At 53.0% G+C, this 17,263-nt stretch carries 20 protein-coding genes and 1 pseudogene; 4 read left to right on the forward strand and 17 right to left on the reverse strand.

The window, feature by feature from the left end; translation table 11 throughout:
• Positions 1-134: 134 nt before the first annotated feature.
• A pseudogene (locus ACSZLD_RS06080) lies at positions 135-1,865 on the forward strand (aromatic amino acid hydroxylase).
• A gap of 501 nt (positions 1,866-2,366) precedes the next feature.
• Here ACSZLD_RS06080 and ACSZLD_RS06085 read toward each other — a convergent pair.
• Both ACSZLD_RS06085 and ACSZLD_RS06090 read right to left on the reverse strand, forming a co-directional pair.
• Positions 2,367-2,861 (reverse strand): hypothetical protein, encoded by a 495-nt coding sequence (locus tag ACSZLD_RS06085; RefSeq protein WP_444684610.1) that lies wholly within the window; start codon positions 2,859-2,861, stop codon positions 2,367-2,369.
• A 253-nt stretch (positions 2,862-3,114) separates the two neighbouring features.
• Positions 3,115-3,423 carry a hypothetical protein gene (locus ACSZLD_RS06090; RefSeq protein WP_444684611.1) on the reverse strand — a complete coding sequence of 103 codons (309 nt, stop codon included), beginning with the start codon at positions 3,421-3,423 and terminating at the stop codon, positions 3,115-3,117.
• 214 nt (positions 3,424-3,637) lie between these two features.
• Here ACSZLD_RS06090 and ACSZLD_RS06095 point away from each other — a divergent pair, with 214 nt between their 5' ends.
• On the forward strand, positions 3,638-3,961 hold the full coding sequence (locus ACSZLD_RS06095) for a hypothetical protein (protein WP_444684612.1): 324 nt from the start codon (positions 3,638-3,640) through the stop codon (positions 3,959-3,961).
• Position 3,962: 1 nt separating this feature from the next.
• Here the strand turns inward: ACSZLD_RS06095 and ACSZLD_RS06100 are convergent, their stop codons facing one another.
• Both ACSZLD_RS06100 and ACSZLD_RS06105 read right to left on the reverse strand, forming a co-directional pair.
• Positions 3,963-4,547, reverse strand: coding sequence for a hypothetical protein (locus ACSZLD_RS06100; RefSeq protein WP_377909826.1), 585 nt, complete (start codon positions 4,545-4,547; stop codon positions 3,963-3,965).
• Between the two features lie 6 nt (positions 4,548-4,553).
• Positions 4,554-5,021 carry a hypothetical protein gene (locus ACSZLD_RS06105; RefSeq protein ID WP_444684613.1) on the reverse strand — a complete coding sequence of 156 codons (468 nt, stop codon included), beginning with the start codon at positions 5,019-5,021 and terminating at the stop codon, positions 4,554-4,556.
• A 144-nt stretch (positions 5,022-5,165) separates the two neighbouring features.
• Between ACSZLD_RS06105 and ACSZLD_RS06110 the strand changes: the two genes are divergently transcribed.
• Positions 5,166-5,615, forward strand: a complete 450-nt coding sequence (locus ACSZLD_RS06110) for a hypothetical protein (RefSeq protein WP_444684614.1) — start codon at positions 5,166-5,168, stop codon at positions 5,613-5,615.
• Between the two features lie 88 nt (positions 5,616-5,703).
• Here the strand turns inward: ACSZLD_RS06110 and ACSZLD_RS06115 are convergent, their stop codons facing one another.
• The 3 genes from ACSZLD_RS06115 to ACSZLD_RS06125 form a co-directional block, all read right to left on the reverse strand.
• Positions 5,704-6,018, reverse strand: coding sequence for a TIGR04104 family putative zinc finger protein (locus ACSZLD_RS06115; protein ID WP_444684615.1), 315 nt, complete (start codon positions 6,016-6,018; stop codon positions 5,704-5,706).
• Positions 6,018-7,343, reverse strand: coding sequence for an amidohydrolase family protein (locus tag ACSZLD_RS06120; protein WP_444684616.1), 1,326 nt, complete (start codon positions 7,341-7,343; stop codon positions 6,018-6,020). The genes ACSZLD_RS06115 and ACSZLD_RS06120 overlap by 1 nt, the downstream gene beginning before the upstream one ends.
• A 157-nt stretch (positions 7,344-7,500) precedes the next feature.
• Positions 7,501-8,250 (reverse strand): SDR family NAD(P)-dependent oxidoreductase, encoded by a 750-nt coding sequence (locus ACSZLD_RS06125; protein ID WP_444684617.1) that lies wholly within the window; start codon positions 8,248-8,250, stop codon positions 7,501-7,503.
• A 214-nt stretch (positions 8,251-8,464) separates the two neighbouring features.
• Here ACSZLD_RS06125 and ACSZLD_RS06130 point away from each other — a divergent pair, with 214 nt between their 5' ends.
• Positions 8,465-8,701, forward strand: a complete 237-nt coding sequence (locus ACSZLD_RS06130) for a hypothetical protein (RefSeq protein WP_444684618.1) — start codon at positions 8,465-8,467, stop codon at positions 8,699-8,701.
• A gap of 10 nt (positions 8,702-8,711) precedes the next feature.
• Here the strand turns inward: ACSZLD_RS06130 and ACSZLD_RS06135 are convergent, their stop codons facing one another.
• The 10 genes from ACSZLD_RS06135 to ACSZLD_RS06180 all read right to left on the reverse strand — a co-directional run bounded on the left by ACSZLD_RS06135 (position 8,712) and on the right by ACSZLD_RS06180 (position 17,030).
• Positions 8,712-9,161 (reverse strand): hypothetical protein, encoded by a 450-nt coding sequence (locus ACSZLD_RS06135; RefSeq protein ID WP_444684619.1) that lies wholly within the window; start codon positions 9,159-9,161, stop codon positions 8,712-8,714.
• Positions 9,158-10,402 (reverse strand): ABC transporter permease, encoded by a 1,245-nt coding sequence (locus ACSZLD_RS06140; protein ID WP_444684620.1) that lies wholly within the window; start codon positions 10,400-10,402, stop codon positions 9,158-9,160. Before ACSZLD_RS06140 ends, ACSZLD_RS06135 begins: the two co-directional genes overlap by 4 nt.
• Positions 10,399-11,106, reverse strand: a complete 708-nt coding sequence (locus tag ACSZLD_RS06145; protein ID WP_444684621.1) for an ABC transporter ATP-binding protein — start codon at positions 11,104-11,106, stop codon at positions 10,399-10,401. Before ACSZLD_RS06145 ends, ACSZLD_RS06140 begins: the two co-directional genes overlap by 4 nt.
• Before the next feature lie 279 nt (positions 11,107-11,385).
• Positions 11,386-11,655 carry a NifU N-terminal domain-containing protein gene (locus ACSZLD_RS06150; RefSeq protein WP_377909834.1) on the reverse strand — a complete coding sequence of 90 codons (270 nt, stop codon included), beginning with the start codon at positions 11,653-11,655 and terminating at the stop codon, positions 11,386-11,388.
• A gap of 74 nt (positions 11,656-11,729) precedes the next feature.
• Positions 11,730-12,260, reverse strand: coding sequence for a BsuPI-related putative proteinase inhibitor (locus ACSZLD_RS06155; protein WP_444684622.1), 531 nt, complete (start codon positions 12,258-12,260; stop codon positions 11,730-11,732).
• Positions 12,261-12,322: 62 nt separating this feature from the next.
• Positions 12,323-12,901 carry a glycerol-3-phosphate responsive antiterminator gene (locus tag ACSZLD_RS06160; protein WP_444684623.1) on the reverse strand — a complete coding sequence of 193 codons (579 nt, stop codon included), beginning with the start codon at positions 12,899-12,901 and terminating at the stop codon, positions 12,323-12,325.
• Between the two features lie 23 nt (positions 12,902-12,924).
• On the reverse strand, positions 12,925-13,323 hold the full coding sequence (gene dhaM, locus ACSZLD_RS06165; protein WP_444684624.1) for a dihydroxyacetone kinase phosphoryl donor subunit DhaM: 399 nt from the start codon (positions 13,321-13,323) through the stop codon (positions 12,925-12,927).
• Between the two features lie 4 nt (positions 13,324-13,327).
• A complete protein-coding gene (dhaL, locus tag ACSZLD_RS06170) occupies positions 13,328-13,945 on the reverse strand; it encodes a dihydroxyacetone kinase subunit DhaL (protein ID WP_377909838.1) in 618 nt (205 codons plus the stop codon).
• Between the two features lie 17 nt (positions 13,946-13,962).
• Positions 13,963-14,958, reverse strand: coding sequence for a dihydroxyacetone kinase subunit DhaK (gene dhaK / locus ACSZLD_RS06175; RefSeq protein WP_377909839.1), 996 nt, complete (start codon positions 14,956-14,958; stop codon positions 13,963-13,965).
• An 83-nt stretch (positions 14,959-15,041) separates the two neighbouring features.
• Complete coding sequence (locus tag ACSZLD_RS06180; RefSeq protein WP_444684643.1) at positions 15,042-17,030, reverse strand: sigma 54-interacting transcriptional regulator; 1,989 nt, start codon at positions 17,028-17,030, stop codon at positions 15,042-15,044.
• Positions 17,031-17,263 lie beyond the last annotated feature (233 nt).

Below are 17,263 nucleotides of genomic sequence, written 5' to 3' on the forward strand. Positions count from 1 at the left end.
GTTCTTTCGCCACACTAAACAGTTGACGATTAGGAGCAGTCGTGCGAAAATAAGGTCAAACGCTTTACTTAGGTGAAGCGTTATTGCATTGTAGTGAATTGGAAACGATTGCAATTTTGAAGGAGGCACCTTTTATGGTAAAACGCATTCCGGCGCATTTGCGTCAATATACGGTAAAGCAAAACTACGAGAGCTATACGCCGATCAACCATGCCGTGTGACGCTATGTGATGCGGCAGAATCACGAGACGCTGAAGGATCTCGCGCATGAAGCGTATACGGACGGACTGACGGCTTCCGGTATTTCCATTGAACAGATTCCAGACGTTGCGGAAATGAATGAAAAGCTTGGGCGATTCGGCCTTGGAGCTGCAACGATTGACGGGTTTATCCCCGGCGTTGCATTCTTTGATTTTCAGTCAAACGGTATCCTGCCGGTCGTGGCGGAAATCCGCAAGCTGGAAAACATTCAGTACACCCCGGCCCCGGATATGATCCACGAAGCTGCCGGGCACGCCCCGATTCTGGCGGATGAAACCTATGCAGCGTATGTAAAACGCTTTGGCGAAATCGGGAAAAAGGCAATTGCAACGAAGGAAGAGCACGATGTGTTTGAAGCCGTGCGCACCTACTCCAACCTGCTGGAAAAAGGCAGCGCCACCGAAGAGCAGCTGGAGGCGGCACAGAAAAACATCGCTGAAAAAGAAGCGCTCGTACAAGGCGAATCAGAAGCCGAGATGATCGGACGTCTCTACTGGTGGACGGTGGAATATGGCTTAATCGGCACGCTTGAGAATCCGAAAATTTACGGTGCCGGCCTGCTTTCCTCGGTTGAAGAGGGCGGCAACATTTTAAGTTCGGAAGTGGAGAAGGTCCGCTACGACGTGGATCAGGTGGTCGCTACCACGTTCGATATCACAAAGCCGCAGCCGCAGCTGTTCGTCACGGCCTCGTTTGAGGAGCTCACGGAAGGACTCGAGCAGTTTGCTGAGACGATGGCGTTCCGCCGCGGCGGCACCGAAAGCGTCGATAAAGCCGTTGCTTCCGGCAGCACGGCGACGATTGAACTCTCGTCCGGCCTCCAGATTACAAGCACGTGGGCGGAGGGCGAGCGGGATGCTGACGGTGAGGTTGTCTACCTGCAGGCTTCCAAACCGACAGCGCTTGCCGTCGAAAACTACGAGCTGAAGGGGCACGGCCGCAGCACGCATACAGACGGCTACGGCACGCCAATCGGACGACTGGAAGACGGCAGCGCGTTAGAGGACATGTCAGAGGAGCAGCTTAAAGCAGCCGGTATTCAAACTGGCCGTGAAACGACGCTTCGCTTTGCGTCTGGCGTGACGGTTTCCGGAACGGTGCAAAACGTCCTGACCAATGACGGAACTCCACTGCTGATTCAGTGGCAAGATGCCAGCGTCACTCTCGGCGAAAAGCGTCTCTTTGAACCGGACTGGGGCGACTTTGACATGGCGGTTGGCGCAAAGGTGGCGTCTGTTTTCGCCGGAGCCGCCGACAGCGAAGCGTACTTTGGCGAAGAGCTGCCAGCGGAATCGACGCTCGCGCACGAGCAGGAGGAAACCGCACTGGATGAGCTTTACGGCCGCGTCCGTGCTGTCCGTGAACAGTCAGCGGCTGACGGCACTCCTGAACTGCAGGCGGTGCACGACCAGCTGCGCGACTATCCGGAAGACTGGCTGCTTCGTCTGGAGATCGTGGAAATTCTAGAAGAAACCGAAGCCGATCCGGAGCTGCTCGAAGCAGTGAAAAACGAACTGCACCAGCTTCAGGAAAGCACAAACTCCCTCAGCAAGCTGATCCGAAACGGACTGCTTGTAGCAGAAAAAGCACCGTTGAAAAAATAAGCCAAGCAGCGTCCTTAAGGGGCGCTGCTTTGTTTCATTGATGGAAGGATTGAGTGCTGTTTTGCAGGAGATTTCACGATCAGGCGCTGGCTCGATGTCCTTCTTAAAGTTGAAAGTTGCTTTCAATCGGTTTTAAGTTCGTTTTGGGAATGCTTAAGTCGTTTTATTCGTTTTAACCTCCTGTTACGTTGCGTAAGTTACTTTTGTGAGACGTTACGTCCCTTTCAAGTCGCGTTAAGTTGCTTTTCGCCGGAGTTAAGTTACTTTTTAAGACGGTTGCCTTTCGGCGCTCTGCCGAAAGCCCCCTCCTCCACTTAACGACGAAAAAACCGGCGGTCTGCTATCTGCCGGAACTTTCCTGCTGTTTTTATGTATCGGCATGATCAATCTCTCGATCACCAGACGGACAGTGTTTAGCACCACGTGAAGCCCTTTGCGGTGAGCATGATGAACACCTAACAAATCAATCTGACGAACAGTGGTATTTGCTGCTTCAGTGGTTCACCAAACACCACGAACGTCGTCGAGAATCCGCTGTGGATCGAGCGTGATAAACCAGTCGTCCAATATGGTAAAGTGCACTTCTTCTCCTTTGTACAAGAAGTGAATCTCCCATTCGCCGTTCGTGTAAAATTCGACCTCTTCGGTCTCTTCGTCGTAGTTGCCGCTTGTGCCTCTATCGATCCAGTTAAATCCAGGCATCCCGGTTGAATAAGCATTAGGATCGATGATTTGGATCATGTCAGGTGTAACTTCTTCTGCACCCTGCTCAAGCTCATAGCTGAACGATATGTGCCGCTCAAAGCGGTGATCCTCCTCAGATACGTGTTCTTGCCGAGTGATTGTTTCAACACCGCCTGAACCTGAGTCATCCACTGGCTCTTCCAGCTCTGGTGTGAATGGTACATCGCTGTCGCCTTCTTCTGTGCCATCGTCGATCGCGGAAGCAATATATTGAAACAACTGCTCTGCCCCATCTTCATCAAGATCGGCCATTTCGTCACTCTCCATGTCGGTATTTTCTAAGACCTGCACCTCCAGTCCGTATTCATCTCCAAGTGCTTTGATTTCCTCTTCTGGCGAGTCGCTGCATCCGGTTACGAAAAGCAGGGCGCTGCCTGACAGGATAAGAGTGTATTTGATAAGAATCTCTCCTTTTTAGTCATTCTGCATAAAAATTGGACACATGCCCCGTAAGCATGTATTTGATCGCATTAAGCAATGGTTTGATTATTCAGTGTGCATAAGTCTATTTATTCTCTAAAACTTGCACCCGCTCCGTCAGCAGTTCCATTTGCTGCTGCAAGCTTGATACTTCCTGCATGTATTGAAACAAAAGCCATGCACTTAAGCAGAGCAGTCCGATCACGAGTGGCATAAAGAGACGACTTTCCCGGTTTACCGGCTTCATGAGCAGCTGAACGACGAGCAGTGTGCCTGTCGTGATCGCGCTGAAAAGAATCGATTCGATGTTATACGGGTGATAGCGCAGCATTTCCCAAAGCAGCTGTGCCGTCGTATCGTCCTCCGGAATTAGAATGGTCGTCTCGTGAATCACCTGCCAGCCCCTGCTGCATGCTGATTACGTTCACGCTGGACGAGTAATATGGATGGAAGGTATGAGGGAGTAAAAGAAGACGACCAAAAGCAGCAGGCCGACTCCACAACTAACAAAACTACGTGTTTTCATCCGGACACACCTTTTTTGCATACGCTTTCATTTCCAAATTCTGTTATACTGATTCTATTATGACATGAAAGGAGTGAATCGGATGGAATATCGGGATCCGATCGGTGACATCATCAAACATGCTGATGCTGAACCAAAACAAAAAGGAAAACGCCTTTCTGCTGAATACCGGAGCATGGATGTTTATCAGCAGTTTCAGAAAACAGCCCGCGAGCAGGGTTTCCTGCCGGAATGGGTCAAGCTGCGCAAAAAGGTGCACGCAGCTCTCCTCCAGGCAGAAACAGATGCAGACATGGATAACGTCAATTTTCTTATCCGGCTCTATAACCAGAAATGTCCGTCCCAGCTGCAGAAAGGCCTCGTCACGCTTGAGTCCAAAACATGGGCGCTCTCAAACTGGGAGTAGCTTAGCTCGGAGACTCTGCTTCCAGTCCGTGCTCTTCTTCCATCCGGCTCATCGCGCGTGTAGTCGGAAAATCATTTGCGTCGTAAGGGATGACGAACGTACGGTTCTCGTCAGCAAAGGCATACTCATTGACGGTCACCGATTCTCCTGACGTGAGCCGCTCCACGTGCTGAACGTCCTCCCAAACCATCGTTTCTTCGCTGAAGGACCACATCGCATTCGTATGGACGCCTTCCGCATCAAGATAGGCGTAATGCGCGAGCGAGAAGGCAAACAGCGGCAAGCTGAGAAGGCCGAGTCCTGCGTGCACAGCCGTTCCACGGTATGTACGCTTTTTTCCTTCTGCGATCAGCATCGTCACAAACAGGGAAATAATACAGAGTGCCGCCCAGGCCATGGCGGCTGCCATCAGCTGAAACGCGCTCGGATACGGAATAAAGGCCCAGTGATGTTCGGAGAAATACAAGATTTCCTGAAAGAAAACAACGAGCGCAGGTGGCAGAAAAACGGCGCCGATCAGTAAAAAGGCAGCTGCTGGAATGCCCCATTTTAAAACGGTGCTGCTGTCCAGTTCCCATTTTTTCATACACCTTCACCCTTCCTCTTCGTCTTCATCCTCTTCTGACACATCAATAAACAGCGTGTAGGAGGCGTAGCCCTGATCGCCCCAATCCGCGAATATTTCAATAATATGCTCGCCTTCCTCAGACGGAACGGTGAATTCACTTGTGCCGCTGGCAAGCTCTTCCTGCACCGACTGCTCATTCCAGAGCAGCACATCGATCTCCGCGTTTTCTGCACCTTCCAGCGCAACAGCTGCATCCGCTCCTGCTTCCACATCAACTGCTTCCAGCTCCTCCATTTCAACTGCCTGCGGAGGTACCACGGACTCTTCCCGGGAGCCGCCGGTTGCGCCCTCATTCCATTCGTAGGAGCCCATTAGCGTCGCCGCGGTGATGTCTCCCATATGTACACTCGCACTCGGCGGTTCGTCCGCCGCGCACGCGGGAATACTAATAAAGCCTGCACTGACTGAAAGTTTTACTGCCCAATTTTTCACATCATCACCTGTTTCTTAAAATAAACTTGCTGTGTTCATATAGAACCAGCAAAGAGCCATTATTTTCTAATACGCATGAAGCGGCTCACAGGTTTCATACCCGTTTAAGGAAAACTGGAATCATCTCAAGGCAAGGAGGCAAACATGAAAAACAAAGGAGCGTTTTACCTGATAACCGGAGCAGCACTGTTGTACGTACTGCTCCGGGTGCTTTCCGGGGAGACCGACCGTGAAGCGCTCGTCGAACAGGATCGAGAAGGCAATCTTCCTTCGGAGCATGCGCACGCACGCATTGAGACCGACGAGATAGTGTATGACAGGAGCGGCACCGTAACGGTTTCGATGGAAGCCTTGGGAGATATTGTGCCTCAAGACCTGTACTGGCAGGCCGCCGGGATAGACGACTGGGAAACAACTGGTATAGAGGCCGCAGAGATGAGGGAGTTGCCGCAAACGCTCTCCGCAGGTGTCACGGAGACAATCGAGGTTTCTCTCCCAGACTATGAGGCACAGGTCGTCCGTCTCGTGTTCGCGTTTGAGCATGGAACACTTAAGGAAACGCATAAAACCGCTGTAAGCTTGTATGTAGAATAAGGAGTGGATATGCTATTTTTTACACAAGCATGAAACGCAGCTTCATTCCATGCTTGTATACCAGCTACAAAGGCTTTTTATCAAGACATCAGCTCTCCCGAACGATCGCACGTTTGTCCTCATTCGTCAGTGTGTACGCATACGGCGTGATGCCAAGCGCTATGAGTGCAATCAGAAAAAATAAAGCGATGCTCGTCCCGATGGAAAGATCGATGAAAAAATTGAGCATAAGCGGTGTCGTTGGCAGGATCGCAATCCAGAAAACGACTTTCCCATGTGTCGTGATGTACTGCGTCTCACCGCAGTGCGGACAGTTCGTATATTCATATAAAAATCGCTGTGCTTTCAGCGCCTGCTTCCACGACAGCGTTTGATAGCAGGCTTCACAAGTCGGTCGTTTCATCAGTCTCTTCCTTTCTGAAGCGAAAACGCAGCCGCTACTTCTTCTTCGCGTTGTTTAAGATAAGCGGGTGACGGCATGTGACCGAGAATGTCGTTATGCGTATAGCGTCTGCCGCCTTTGATGACCTGATGAATCGTCTGCGTATTGGAAATCGACTCCAGCGGATTTTGATCGAGTATCAGCAGATCCGCTTTGCAGCCAGCTTTTATCGTGCCGCGGTCGGTTAAGCCGATTGAAGCCGCAGCAGTCGAGGTCGCTGCCTGGAGCGCCTCCATTTCTGTCCAGCCCATGCCAGTAAACAGTTCCAGCTCCCGGTGCAGCCCGGTTCCGGCGTATGTCCAGACGCCCGCCGGACAATCAGTCCCGGCTACGACGGTTCCCCCGAGGGCACGATACGTTTTGGCAGCTGCCTTCACCGTTTCCAGCAGGAAGCCCATATGCGTTTTCAGCAGCTCCTCCTGCTGGGCGAGACCGCTCCAGTGCGTATTCAACGTGCCTGAACCGCTTAAGCGGCCGTCCTCTTTAAACAAGAACTCCGCCTCCCACGGCGAAGGCAGCTGTTGAATCTGATCAAGGACTAGCAGCGTCGGACACAGGTTTACGTTATGCCTCAGCAGCTCTCGGCATACGGCTTCCATCCGCTCGAGATCCGGCTGATCCCAATCAATATCAACGTTTGTTGACGCCATCGTCCAGCCTGGATACATCGCCTGCACGATACCTGAGGCATGCTCCAACCAGGTGACGCCAAGTTCTGCTGCTTCGACGCCCGTCACAGAGGAATGAATCAAGTCAGCGCTCACTTCCAGTCCGTGCTGCTTCGCTTCTTCTGCAACCGCGCGCATCGCCTCCTTCGAAAGCAACCCGTATACTTTGATAAACTGCGCTCCGGCTGCGGCCTGCCGCTTAACCTCTGCGCGCGCTGCTTCCGGATCGTCGGTGACGAAATTGGCCAGAGCCGTCTCGCCCCAGAGCCCGGGCGGTCCATCAATCATGCGGTCAGACGCATACACGCGCGGCGTCGGCGCATCCGACGGCGCATGAATCAGTTTTTCCAGCTCGATGACGTTTCCTGCCGTATTACGGACAGTCGTCACGCCTGCAGCCGTAAAGTGCGGCGCGAATCCTTCCTTGATATGGCAGTGCATGTCGATTAAGCCCGGCATCACGTAACGGCCCTCCAGATCAATCCTCCGTGCACCTGTTTCCGGCGCATCGCCCTCATACACGGCGGTAATCGTATCGCCTTCGATTCTGATTGCTCCTGTAAAGACCTTTTCCCGTTCGACATCGATTACAGTTACATGTTCCAGTATGTATGCCATTGGTTCACCTCACACAGTATCATTTACTTATTTTAACATAAATGGTTCTGTTTTGTTTCCGATGAGGAGTAAGGAGTGCTTTTCCATTTTTGGAAACAGAGCTTGTCACTGAAAAAGCCATCCTGCTTTCATGGCAGAATGGCTTTTCGTTTGGTACTTATTTTGAATTCGTAAAACCGCCGTCGATGCGGACGATTTCACCGTTAATGTACTGCGCTTTTGACGTCAGTAAAAACGTGACGAGCTCCGCGACTTCCTCAGATGTGCCGAGGCGCTGCTGCGGGATGCCTTTTTCCGCGCTTTCCTTCATTTGCGGATTGGCGTCAAAATATGCTTTCACCATCGGCGTTTCCGTCGGCCCAGGTGCGACTGCGTTCACGCGCAGGCCGTCTTTTGCGTATTCTGCGACCAGGCTTTTCGTCATCCCGGCAACGGCATGCTTTGTCGCCGAATACGTGACGACCGTCGCCTGACCGATCACGCCGGCGCTTGAGGCCATATTGACGATCGAGCCGCCCCCGTTTTTCACCATCACTTCCGCGACATAGCGGACGCCATAGAGCGCCCCGAGCAGGTTGATCCCGACGATCTGCTCAATCTCGTCGATGTCGGTGTCGAGAAAATAGCCGCCGCTTCCGGAGATGCCTGCGTTGTTGAAAAAGTAGTCAATCGAACCGAAATGATCGAGCGTTTCGTCCACGTACCGCTTTACATCCGCTGATTTCGACACATTTGCGTTCACGTAAATGGCATCGACATTTTTTTCTTTGAGAAGCCTTACGGTTTCGTTCCCGTTTTCGTCGTTGATGTCGACGATGGTGATGTTAATGCCCTTGTCTGCCAGCTGCATTGCCGTAGCATAGCCAATGCCGCTGCCGCCGCCTGTGATGATTGCTGTTTTTGCCATGTGAAACGCCTCCTTGAAGAAAATGATCGAGCTTACCGCTATCATAGCAGGCGCGTTCAACAGGCTACAACAAAGGTGACCCGGCTTTGTGCCAATAAGTCCAGCTAAAATAGGTGCCTTTGGATATCTGCTTCTATAATTGGTTGACTATTCCAGGTGGTATGCTAAACTGAAGAACGTTCGCTTTTGATCATGTTTTGAATAGGAGGATGCTATGCGCTTGGATATCATCGGAGCAGGATTAATCATTGCAGCGGCCATTTTGTTTGCAGGCTCGCAGATTGTACGTGAATTGCGGCACGTTGTGCTGAACGAGGTGCAGCCGGTATCAAATGCCTTCTCACAGCCGCTGGTGATTGCGGCCATAATTGCGACTATGTTAGGCTGCATCGCTTTGTATGCGCACCTTGGTAGTCGTAACGATAACCACACAAAAAAGACGAGCGCATGACTCGTCTTTTTTACTCCAGCTCGATCGGTTCTGTTATTTCGAGCTCCACCGGCTCGAGGTCGCCGCTTTCTTCACCGCGCCAGCTGGCGACTTCCAGCGAAACGTGAATCTCATATTCGTGATCCCCGTCTAACACAACGCCGCGCAGCTCTTCGCCAAATTCCGTATCATCCGGCTCCAGCGTGTATGACACCGCCAGATCATCGACTGGCTCCCGGTCCACGTCTACTGCTTCCCCGTTTTCGTAGAGCTCGATTTCTGTAATCTGCTGTCCGGCGGAAACCGTAATCGTTTCCTCGCGATCATTGCGGATAAAGATGTCGGCATTTAATTCATTCGTTCCAGCCCCGTAATCCACGCCGACGGTCAGCCCCTCCACCGTTTCTTCGGCCGTTTCATCCATTTGTGCCCCGCAGCCGGCAAGTACGAGTACGGCCGCTGCCACTCCCGCTTTTTTCATACAACGTCTCCTTTCTGCTTTTCCAACACAGCCTTTGACGGAGGTTTGATAAAAAGAAAGAAAATGATGCTGATCATGAGCGCCGCTGTAACAAGTCCGGCCCAGAGCCCAATGCTGGTTGCGCCGGCAAAAAATCCGAACACAGCAGCAGCCGGAAGCGTAATCACCCCGACCGCCTGCCGGATCGGCACGGACATATCGGTGCTCTCATGCCGTTTCAACAGCTTCATAAACGGATGCTTCCAGCTTTCCAGCCACATTTGGTACGTCGTGTAGACAACGATCGTCGTACAGAGCACAAGCAGCAGCCACTTTATATAAAACGGCGCTACGGCAATCGCAATCGTGAAGAGAATGAAAAACTGCGCGTAAACGAGCATTCTCATCTTGCTTCTCAGCCAGCGCTTCATGAACCATTCAAACAGCCGCTTGTCGTTCGTCGGTTCTTTAAAAAAGCCTTCCGATTCCGTAAAAAGGAGCATCGGCTTTTTACGCGGATATTTCTTCGGCTTTTCCTGGGTCCCGCTTTGCTGCAGAAAAAAGGCGGACAGATTAATCCGCTGACCCATTTCCCGAAGACAGTCCAGTGAAAACGCCCAGTCCTCGCGGAGCCTCATGCGGATGAGATACGCTGCCGCTCCTGCGAGAAACAGGGAACCGAGCAATGTCAGCCAGATCGGAGCAAACACGAGTCCGATATAAACGCCTGTAAACAGGAATGTGACAACCGTATTCATCGCATACAGCTTCCCCCGCTCATAGCGCACGTCCAACAGCTGCTTCGTTGTCTGCGCCGTGATTTTCGCTACGAAAGCCGCTGCCAGCACAGAGAGAATCCAGCCGGCCGAGTAGCCGCCGTACACGGTCCAAACGGGAACGAGCGCGATCGCAAAGAGCAAAATCATACCTCCATTGAGGAGGAGCGTATAGACGACGCCTGTTCGTTTAATGCGTTGAAACGCTGCAGGAAATTTACGCAGAAACAGCATATCTGCCTCGACGACGAACAGTCGAAGCGTCCCTGCATGGATGATGATCAGCAGCAGAAACGACCAGCGAAACGGTGTCATCCACGTAAACAGGTGCTCCATATTCCCCTGCCAGAGCTGCGCGTAGTAGTAGCCGCCGATTGCCAGGATGGGAACGACGATGTAAAGCGCTACCGTCCAGTCGATAACCATCCGCCAGATCGCGATTTTATCCTTCCACTCCAGTTTGATTCGTCCGATGCCGGTTCTCATAACTCTTCCTCAGTCATCAGCTCGTCAAAGCAGTCTAGCAGCGATCCGTCGACGCCGCTCTCACGGCGAATGTCGTCCAGCGTCCCTTCTGCAATGATCGTGCCGTAGTTAACAAGCACGAAGCGGTCGCAGATTTTTTCCGCCGTATCGAGCACGTGAGTCGACATCAGCACACAGGCACCCCGCTCCCGCTCCGCTTCCAGCTCCCTAAGCAAATCCTTCATCGCCTTCGGATCGAGTCCGATAAACGGCTCATCAATGATGTACAGCTTCGGCTTCGCCGTAAGCGCGAGGATAATCATCAGCTTCTGCTGCATGCCTTTTGAAAACGCCGTCGGATAATGGTTGCGCACCTTCGTCAGGCGAAACAGCTTCAGCAAATACTCCGCGCGCTCCGTCGTCTCTTCCTCATCCAGACCGGTCACGGCACGCATGAAGTCAATGTGCTCCCACAAGGTCATATCCTCAAAAAAGATCGGATGCTCCGGGATAAAGGCATACTCCTCCGGTCCGGGAAGCGTTATCTCTCCCCGCTTCACCGGAAGCAGATCAAGCAGCGCCTTGATGATCGTGCTTTTCCCGGCCCCGTTCGGTCCGAGCAGCCCGAGCCACTCCCCCTCCTTCACCGAAAGCGTAATCTCGTGAATCGTATCCTCCTTCGTCGAGTAGCCACCCGACACCTCCCGCATATCCAGCACCGTCATAAAAACACCTTCCACATTCCATCGATTTCCTTTTATCATAACAGAAGCTGGAAAGCTGTGGAAGACAAGGCCCGCTGCGGGAGGTTTCTGTTTGGAAAATCGGGCATTGCCCCGATTTCCTTATTGGGGGTGAAAGTTGCTTTGGCATCGGTTTGTGTTCTTTTTGAGGGAGCTTACTTTCCGCCGCAGTTAAGCGATTGCCTTTCGGCGCCCTGCCGAAAGCCTCCTCATCCTCTCCAAACAAAAAGAAAACCGGGCATCCGCCCGGTTCCTTAATGTTTAGCCGTATACTTTTTCGATTGTTTCTTGTACTTTCGGTACGAGTGTGTCCCACTCTGCGTCTGGCTCTTTGTTGACTGTGACGAAGTCCTGAAAGCCAAAGATGTTATCGACGCCGTCGAGGGCGAGCAGCTCTTTTGCGAGCGGGTGATCCGTGTCGTCGCTCTTTTTAAAAGAAGCGCTGCCGCTTCCTTCGAAAAGCACCTGATCAGTCGTGAATTTCATTGCGTTCGGGTTAGGTGTTACGTCTGCGCGTACGTTTACAGGCATGTGAATAGTTCCTCCTTTATCAGCATATAGCTCTAGTGTAGCACGCGCGCTTTCTGCTGAAAAGCGCGGGCGGTCTACGCGTCGGTTTCCGTGCTCAATTCGCCCTCGGACAATGTTTCCCCGTTCACCTCAGCGGCAGTAACGGCCGCTTCAATCTGATACGGCCCTTCCCCGTTTACGGGGGCCCTCACTTCGTAGGAAATGCTTTCTCCTGCTGCAAGCTCAACTGTTTCAAGGGCCTGGGTGAACATCATATCTTCGGAGTAGTCGTATACCTTCGTGCCGCTGCTGTCGTAGATTTTCACGTCGTACTTCTGTCCGGAACGAAAGTCGAGTGCGGCATCGCTGTCACCGTTATTCGTAAGCGTCAGCGTCACATTTATTTCGCCGTCCTGTTCGTCTGCATCAGCCTGCAGGTGCAGGTCTCCCATATCAGCCTCTCCTTCCATCGCTTCCTCGTTGCCTGGCTCGTTCTCTTCAGGCGCTTCCTCTGCGCCATTATTATTATTGCCGATCGACTGCGGGCTGTCGGCTTCTTCATTATCTGCCGTGCCGCATGCCGTTGCTGCGAGCAGCAGCGCTGCCAGCATAGCTGTTCGTTTCATGCAGAACCGCCCCTTTTTGTATGTATAGACGCTCCGACAGGGAAAACGTTACAGTTCCCTGTTCAGGAGCGCTTGGCTCTGCTGACATAAGCCGCCTGCCATAAATCCGGACAGGACGAGGTAATCCCGGTGGCCCCTGCTTTTTCGGCGCGGCAGACGTCGGCATCGGTGCGGATGAGGCCGCCGGCCAAGACAGGCAGACCGGTTTTCGCGCGCATGAGCCGGATCGTCACTGGTATGACCCCCGGCACAACCTGCACGTAGTCCGGATTGGCACGTTCAATCAGCTTCAGGCTTGAGTCAATACTTTCCTCGTCAAATGCAAAACAGCGCAGCACGCTCGTGATGCCGTGCCGGCGCGCCTCCACGGCCGCCTGCGGGCTCGACGTGATGAGCGCATCCGGTTTAATGTAGCCGGCAAGAAACGAGACTGCTTCCGGTGTTTTCGACAGCCCCTTCATGCTGTCTAAGTGAAGCAGCAGCTTCATACCCGGCCGGCGCCGGCAGATCTTATGCACTTTGACGAGCTCCTCCATACTGGATTGGGCGAGCACGATCGCTTCCGCCCCTTCCAGCGCCGCTTTCATAAATTCTCCGGCGCCGGATACGGACGGGGTGACGCGCTGGTTTTCAAACAGCATCACTATCACCTGCTTTTTTCGAATTAATCCTGAGGGATCTTTCGCATGCTGCGCGCTTTTTCTGCGGCGTCGATTACTTTATCAATACAGCTTCCAAACCCTGCTTCAACAACGGCAGCGTACCCGCCTTCTAAAATCGGGGCATCTGCAATTTTGATATGGCGCTCTTCGCCCGCCATGTCGATCGCGAGCTCAGCATTGATCAGCGCACTGCCTAAATCAAACAGGATCACCGTCCCTTTATTGGTGTAAACAGAATCAATTGCCTGCTGAATATCCATGGCATTCGTGCCGATGCCGCCGTCTTCTTCACCGCCGGCGACGGCGATGTTTACTTCCGGCTGCATTTCATACAGCAGCGCCTTAATGCCTTTTACGATGTCGGCGCTGTGGGAGACAAATACGAGACTGACCCGTTCCATTGTCTCATCCCCTTTCGCGGGCTGTTGCTGCAAGCGTCTGAAAGAAAAGGGCAGAGCTTGCAGAGCCCGGATCAATGTGGCCTACGGAGCGGGCGCCTAGATAGGCTGCCCTACCTTTTTTGGCGTGCATCTCTTTCGTTTTTGCTTTCAGCTCATCGGCTTCATCGGAAAAGGCGTTCCAGTCCATGTCGCTCCCGTCAAATTTCTGCAGAAGCGGCACCCATACGTCCACCATCGTTTTTTCCCCGACTGAAGCTTTGCCGCGCTGCTCGATCGCTGTTTTTCCGGCTTTCAGCGCATCGAGCAGCTCCTTGTCGGACAGCGTCTCCTGCGTCCCGGCAGCTGACGCCATTTTCATCATGGCTGATCCGTACAGCGGACCGGATGCTCCGCCGATCTTTCCGATATACACCATCGCCACCGCCTTAAACAGCTCCCCTGGTGTCGTAAATGTTTTTTCATCAAACAGCTTATTCATCTCTTTGACGCCTCTTGCCATATTGATCCCGTGGTCCCCGTCGCCGATCTTCTGGTCCAAGTCCGTCAATTCGTCTTTGTGCTCGTTAATTTTATCTGCGAACTGCTTCAGCCAGTGCTGAATGTCTTCTGCCGTCCATGTCATGGCAAATCCTCCCCTGCTTATCGCTTAAATGCTGTTGTGTCTGCCTCTGCAGCGAGATATTTTTTACGCGTATCATCCAGCCGCAGAATCGACAAGGAGGCCCCGGCCATTTCCAGAGACGTCATGTATTCGCCGACGATGGTTTCTGTGACGCGGAGCCCGTGCTGCTTGAGTATGTCTGCGACCGTGTGATTCATCACGTACAGCTCCATGAGCGGGGTTGCTCCGAGCCCGTTTATCATGACCGCAATCTCTTCCCCGCTTTCAAGCTTCATGTCTTCATGAATTTTATCAAACAAAATCTGCGCTATTTCTTTCGCCGGCTTAAGTGCAGTACGCTCGGTTCCTGGCTCGCCGTGAATACCAGTGCCGATTTCCATCTCGTTGTCGGCAAGCTCGAAGCCTGGTTTTCCGGCAGCCGGCACCGTACATGGGTGAAGCGACATTCCCATCGATTTCACGTTTTTAATAACGCCTTCTGCGATCTGCTGCACTTCATCAAGCGACTTGCCGTCTTCCGCAGCAGCTCCTGCAATTTTATGGACAAATATCGTACCCGCAATACCACGGCGTCCGCTCGTAAAGGAGCTGTCTTCCACAGCGACATCATCATTGACGACGACCTGCTTGACGCTGATCCCTTCTGCTTCCGCCATTTCTCCAGCCATCTCAAAGTTCATGACGTCGCCGGTGTAGTTTTTAATGACGAGCAGAACGCCTGCCCCGCCGTCTACGGCTTTGATCGCCTCAAACACTTGGTCCGGAGTTGGAGAAGTGAACACTTCACCTGCGATTGCACCATCGAGCATGCCTTTGCCGACGAAACCGCCGTGAGCCGGTTCATGACCGCTTCCGCCTCCACTGACAACACCGACTTTTCCTTTCACCGGAGCGTCTTTACGAACGACGACCGTCGTTCCCTCCACCCGTTTTAGCGCCTCTGGGTGGGCTGCTACCATCCCGTTTAACATTTCATCAACAATCTGGTCCACATCGTTCATCAGTTTTTTCATGCGTGTAACCTCCTTTGAAATGTCGAGCTGCCTCTAAACATATGCAAGGATCGTGCCAATTTGAAAACGCTTACGCGAAGCGGTTACGGCTGTTCTTTCTGGAGTACCTGGTCATAATGACCAGACGGCTGGGCGGATTGACCAAAAAGCGCTGTAAGTCCATGCTCGTGCAGCTTTCGGGCAGCTGTTTTATGGGAGACCCCGAGCATCCGTCCAAGCTCGGAATAGCTTGCCGCATAAGGTGCTGCGCGCTTGACGGCTTCGCGCTCCGCTTCTGCCAGCGTGAGCGGCGCTTCCTCTTTTCCGGCAAACGCTCCCGGTACGTGCGCCGCGGTTAATCGGTCATCCGGGTACAGCGTCATCATCCGCTCGATCACGTTTTGAAGCTCACGGACGTTTCCCGGCCAGCTTCTTTTTTCCAAAGCCTCCAGAAACGACGGATCGACCTGGGGATGATCCCGCTCCATCAGTCGCGAAAAGTAGTGAATGTAGTTGGCCGCAAGGAGCCGGATGTCGCTGCCTCGCTCCCTTAGTGCCGGCAGATGAAGGGGGACGACGTACAGCCGGTAAAATAAATCGTCGCGGAACGTGTCACTCGTGATCAGCTCATCTGCAGCCCGATTGGTAGCGGTTATAATCCGAATATCTACCGGAATCCGCTCTCTGCCACCGACACGGACGATTTCCCGCTCCTGAATCACACGCAGCAGCTTGCTTTGCACTTCCGGCGCAAGCTCGGAAATTTCGTCGAGAAAGAGGGTGCCGCCGTCTGCCTGCTCAAAAGCGCCGATATGGGTTTTAAACGCGCTCGTAAACGCTCCTTTCTCATGCCCGAACAATTCACTTTCCAAAAGCGTCACCGGAATCGAGGCACAGTTTACCGCGATAAACGGCTTCAGCCTTCTTGCTCCTGCTTGATGAATCCCGCGTGCAAGCAGCTCTTTGCCCGTGCCGCTCTCCCCGCTGATAAACACCGTCGCATCGGTCTCAGCTGCGCGCATGGCAGCCCGTATAATCGCCCGAAGCGCTGGACTTTCTCCAACGAGAGACTGAAACGCCAGTTCATCGGCTGAGTCCGCCTGCTGACGTGCTACGGCCGGTACGCCTTTCAACAATTCGCGCATGCCGCGCGACGCCCGCAGGGTAATAACGGCTCCGCGAAACTGACCGCTCAGAAAAACCGGATCCGCCTGCATGACGTAGACATCTCCATCCTTCGTACGAATTGCCCTTGTAACAGGGAGCTGCCGCTTCAGCGACGCCCACTCTTCCCGCTTCATCAGACGCCGCGGCTCGATCGTTTCCCGTTCCTGCCATTTTGTAAAAGCCGTATTTTCATAAACGCTGTCGCCTGCTTCGTCGAGAAAGACAATCGCATCCTGAATAGCAGAGAGCAACAGCTGCAGCCGTTCTTTCAGGAGCCGGACCGATTCTAGCTCCCGTGAGACGCTCTCCACGTTGGAAATATCCTCAAACGTGGCAACGGCTCCAATGATCTCCCCGTCGTAGTAAACCGGCGCCCGGTTCGTAATGATCTGCGTGCGGTGCAGCTTCATTTTCACGTTCCACTGCGCTTCTCCTGTCTTCAGCACGCGGTGCATCATCGACCCCGGCACGCTCCGGTCGGCCCGGCTACCGTGGAGCTCTGCCTGCGTTCTGCCGATGAGCGCTGCGGCTGCTTCGTTAACGTACGTAATCCGGTTTTCTCTGTTTACAACGAGTACGCCGTGACGCATGGCGGCCATCGCCGCTTCCATGCTGACAGAGCTTTCAATAAGGAGCTCATCCGCCATCGTATCCGGTTCTTCCTCCTGCTCCTGAGCAAAAAATGCTTCAATCACATCCAGCAGCGGATCGGCATCCGGTTCTTCCGTATAAATCCGGAACGAGGCCCCGGACGGGATACGCAGCGATACAATCGCCAACAAATTTGCGATCTGCGCCCTTCTGCCGCCGTATTCAATCCATACGTGCTGCAAATCATCTGATGAGGACACGTGCTGCTGCAACGTGGAAATCATTGCGGCGGCAAGCCGGATGTGCAGACCGTTCCGGCGCTGAAACTGCATCATTTTTTCCAACATGCTCTCCTCCCCAGTTCAAACCAACGGACATCGTCTGTTCGTTATATGATTCGACGCGAGTCCGCGATTTCCTTTTATGCTGACTTAGGACATTCGATGAAAGTTTATGGGCGTCTAAGGAAAGTTTGTATCCAGGTAACAAAATGAAACTGTTATAACGAATTTCACTCTCAGATTGACTGTATGCTGGCATTGTTTTGATTGAAATGATGGCTGATCGG

Origin of the sequence: Alkalicoccus luteus (assembly GCF_052061695.1) — a bacterium.
Classification (GTDB): Bacteria; Bacillota; Bacilli; order Bacillales; family Salisediminibacteriaceae; genus Alkalicoccus; species Alkalicoccus luteus.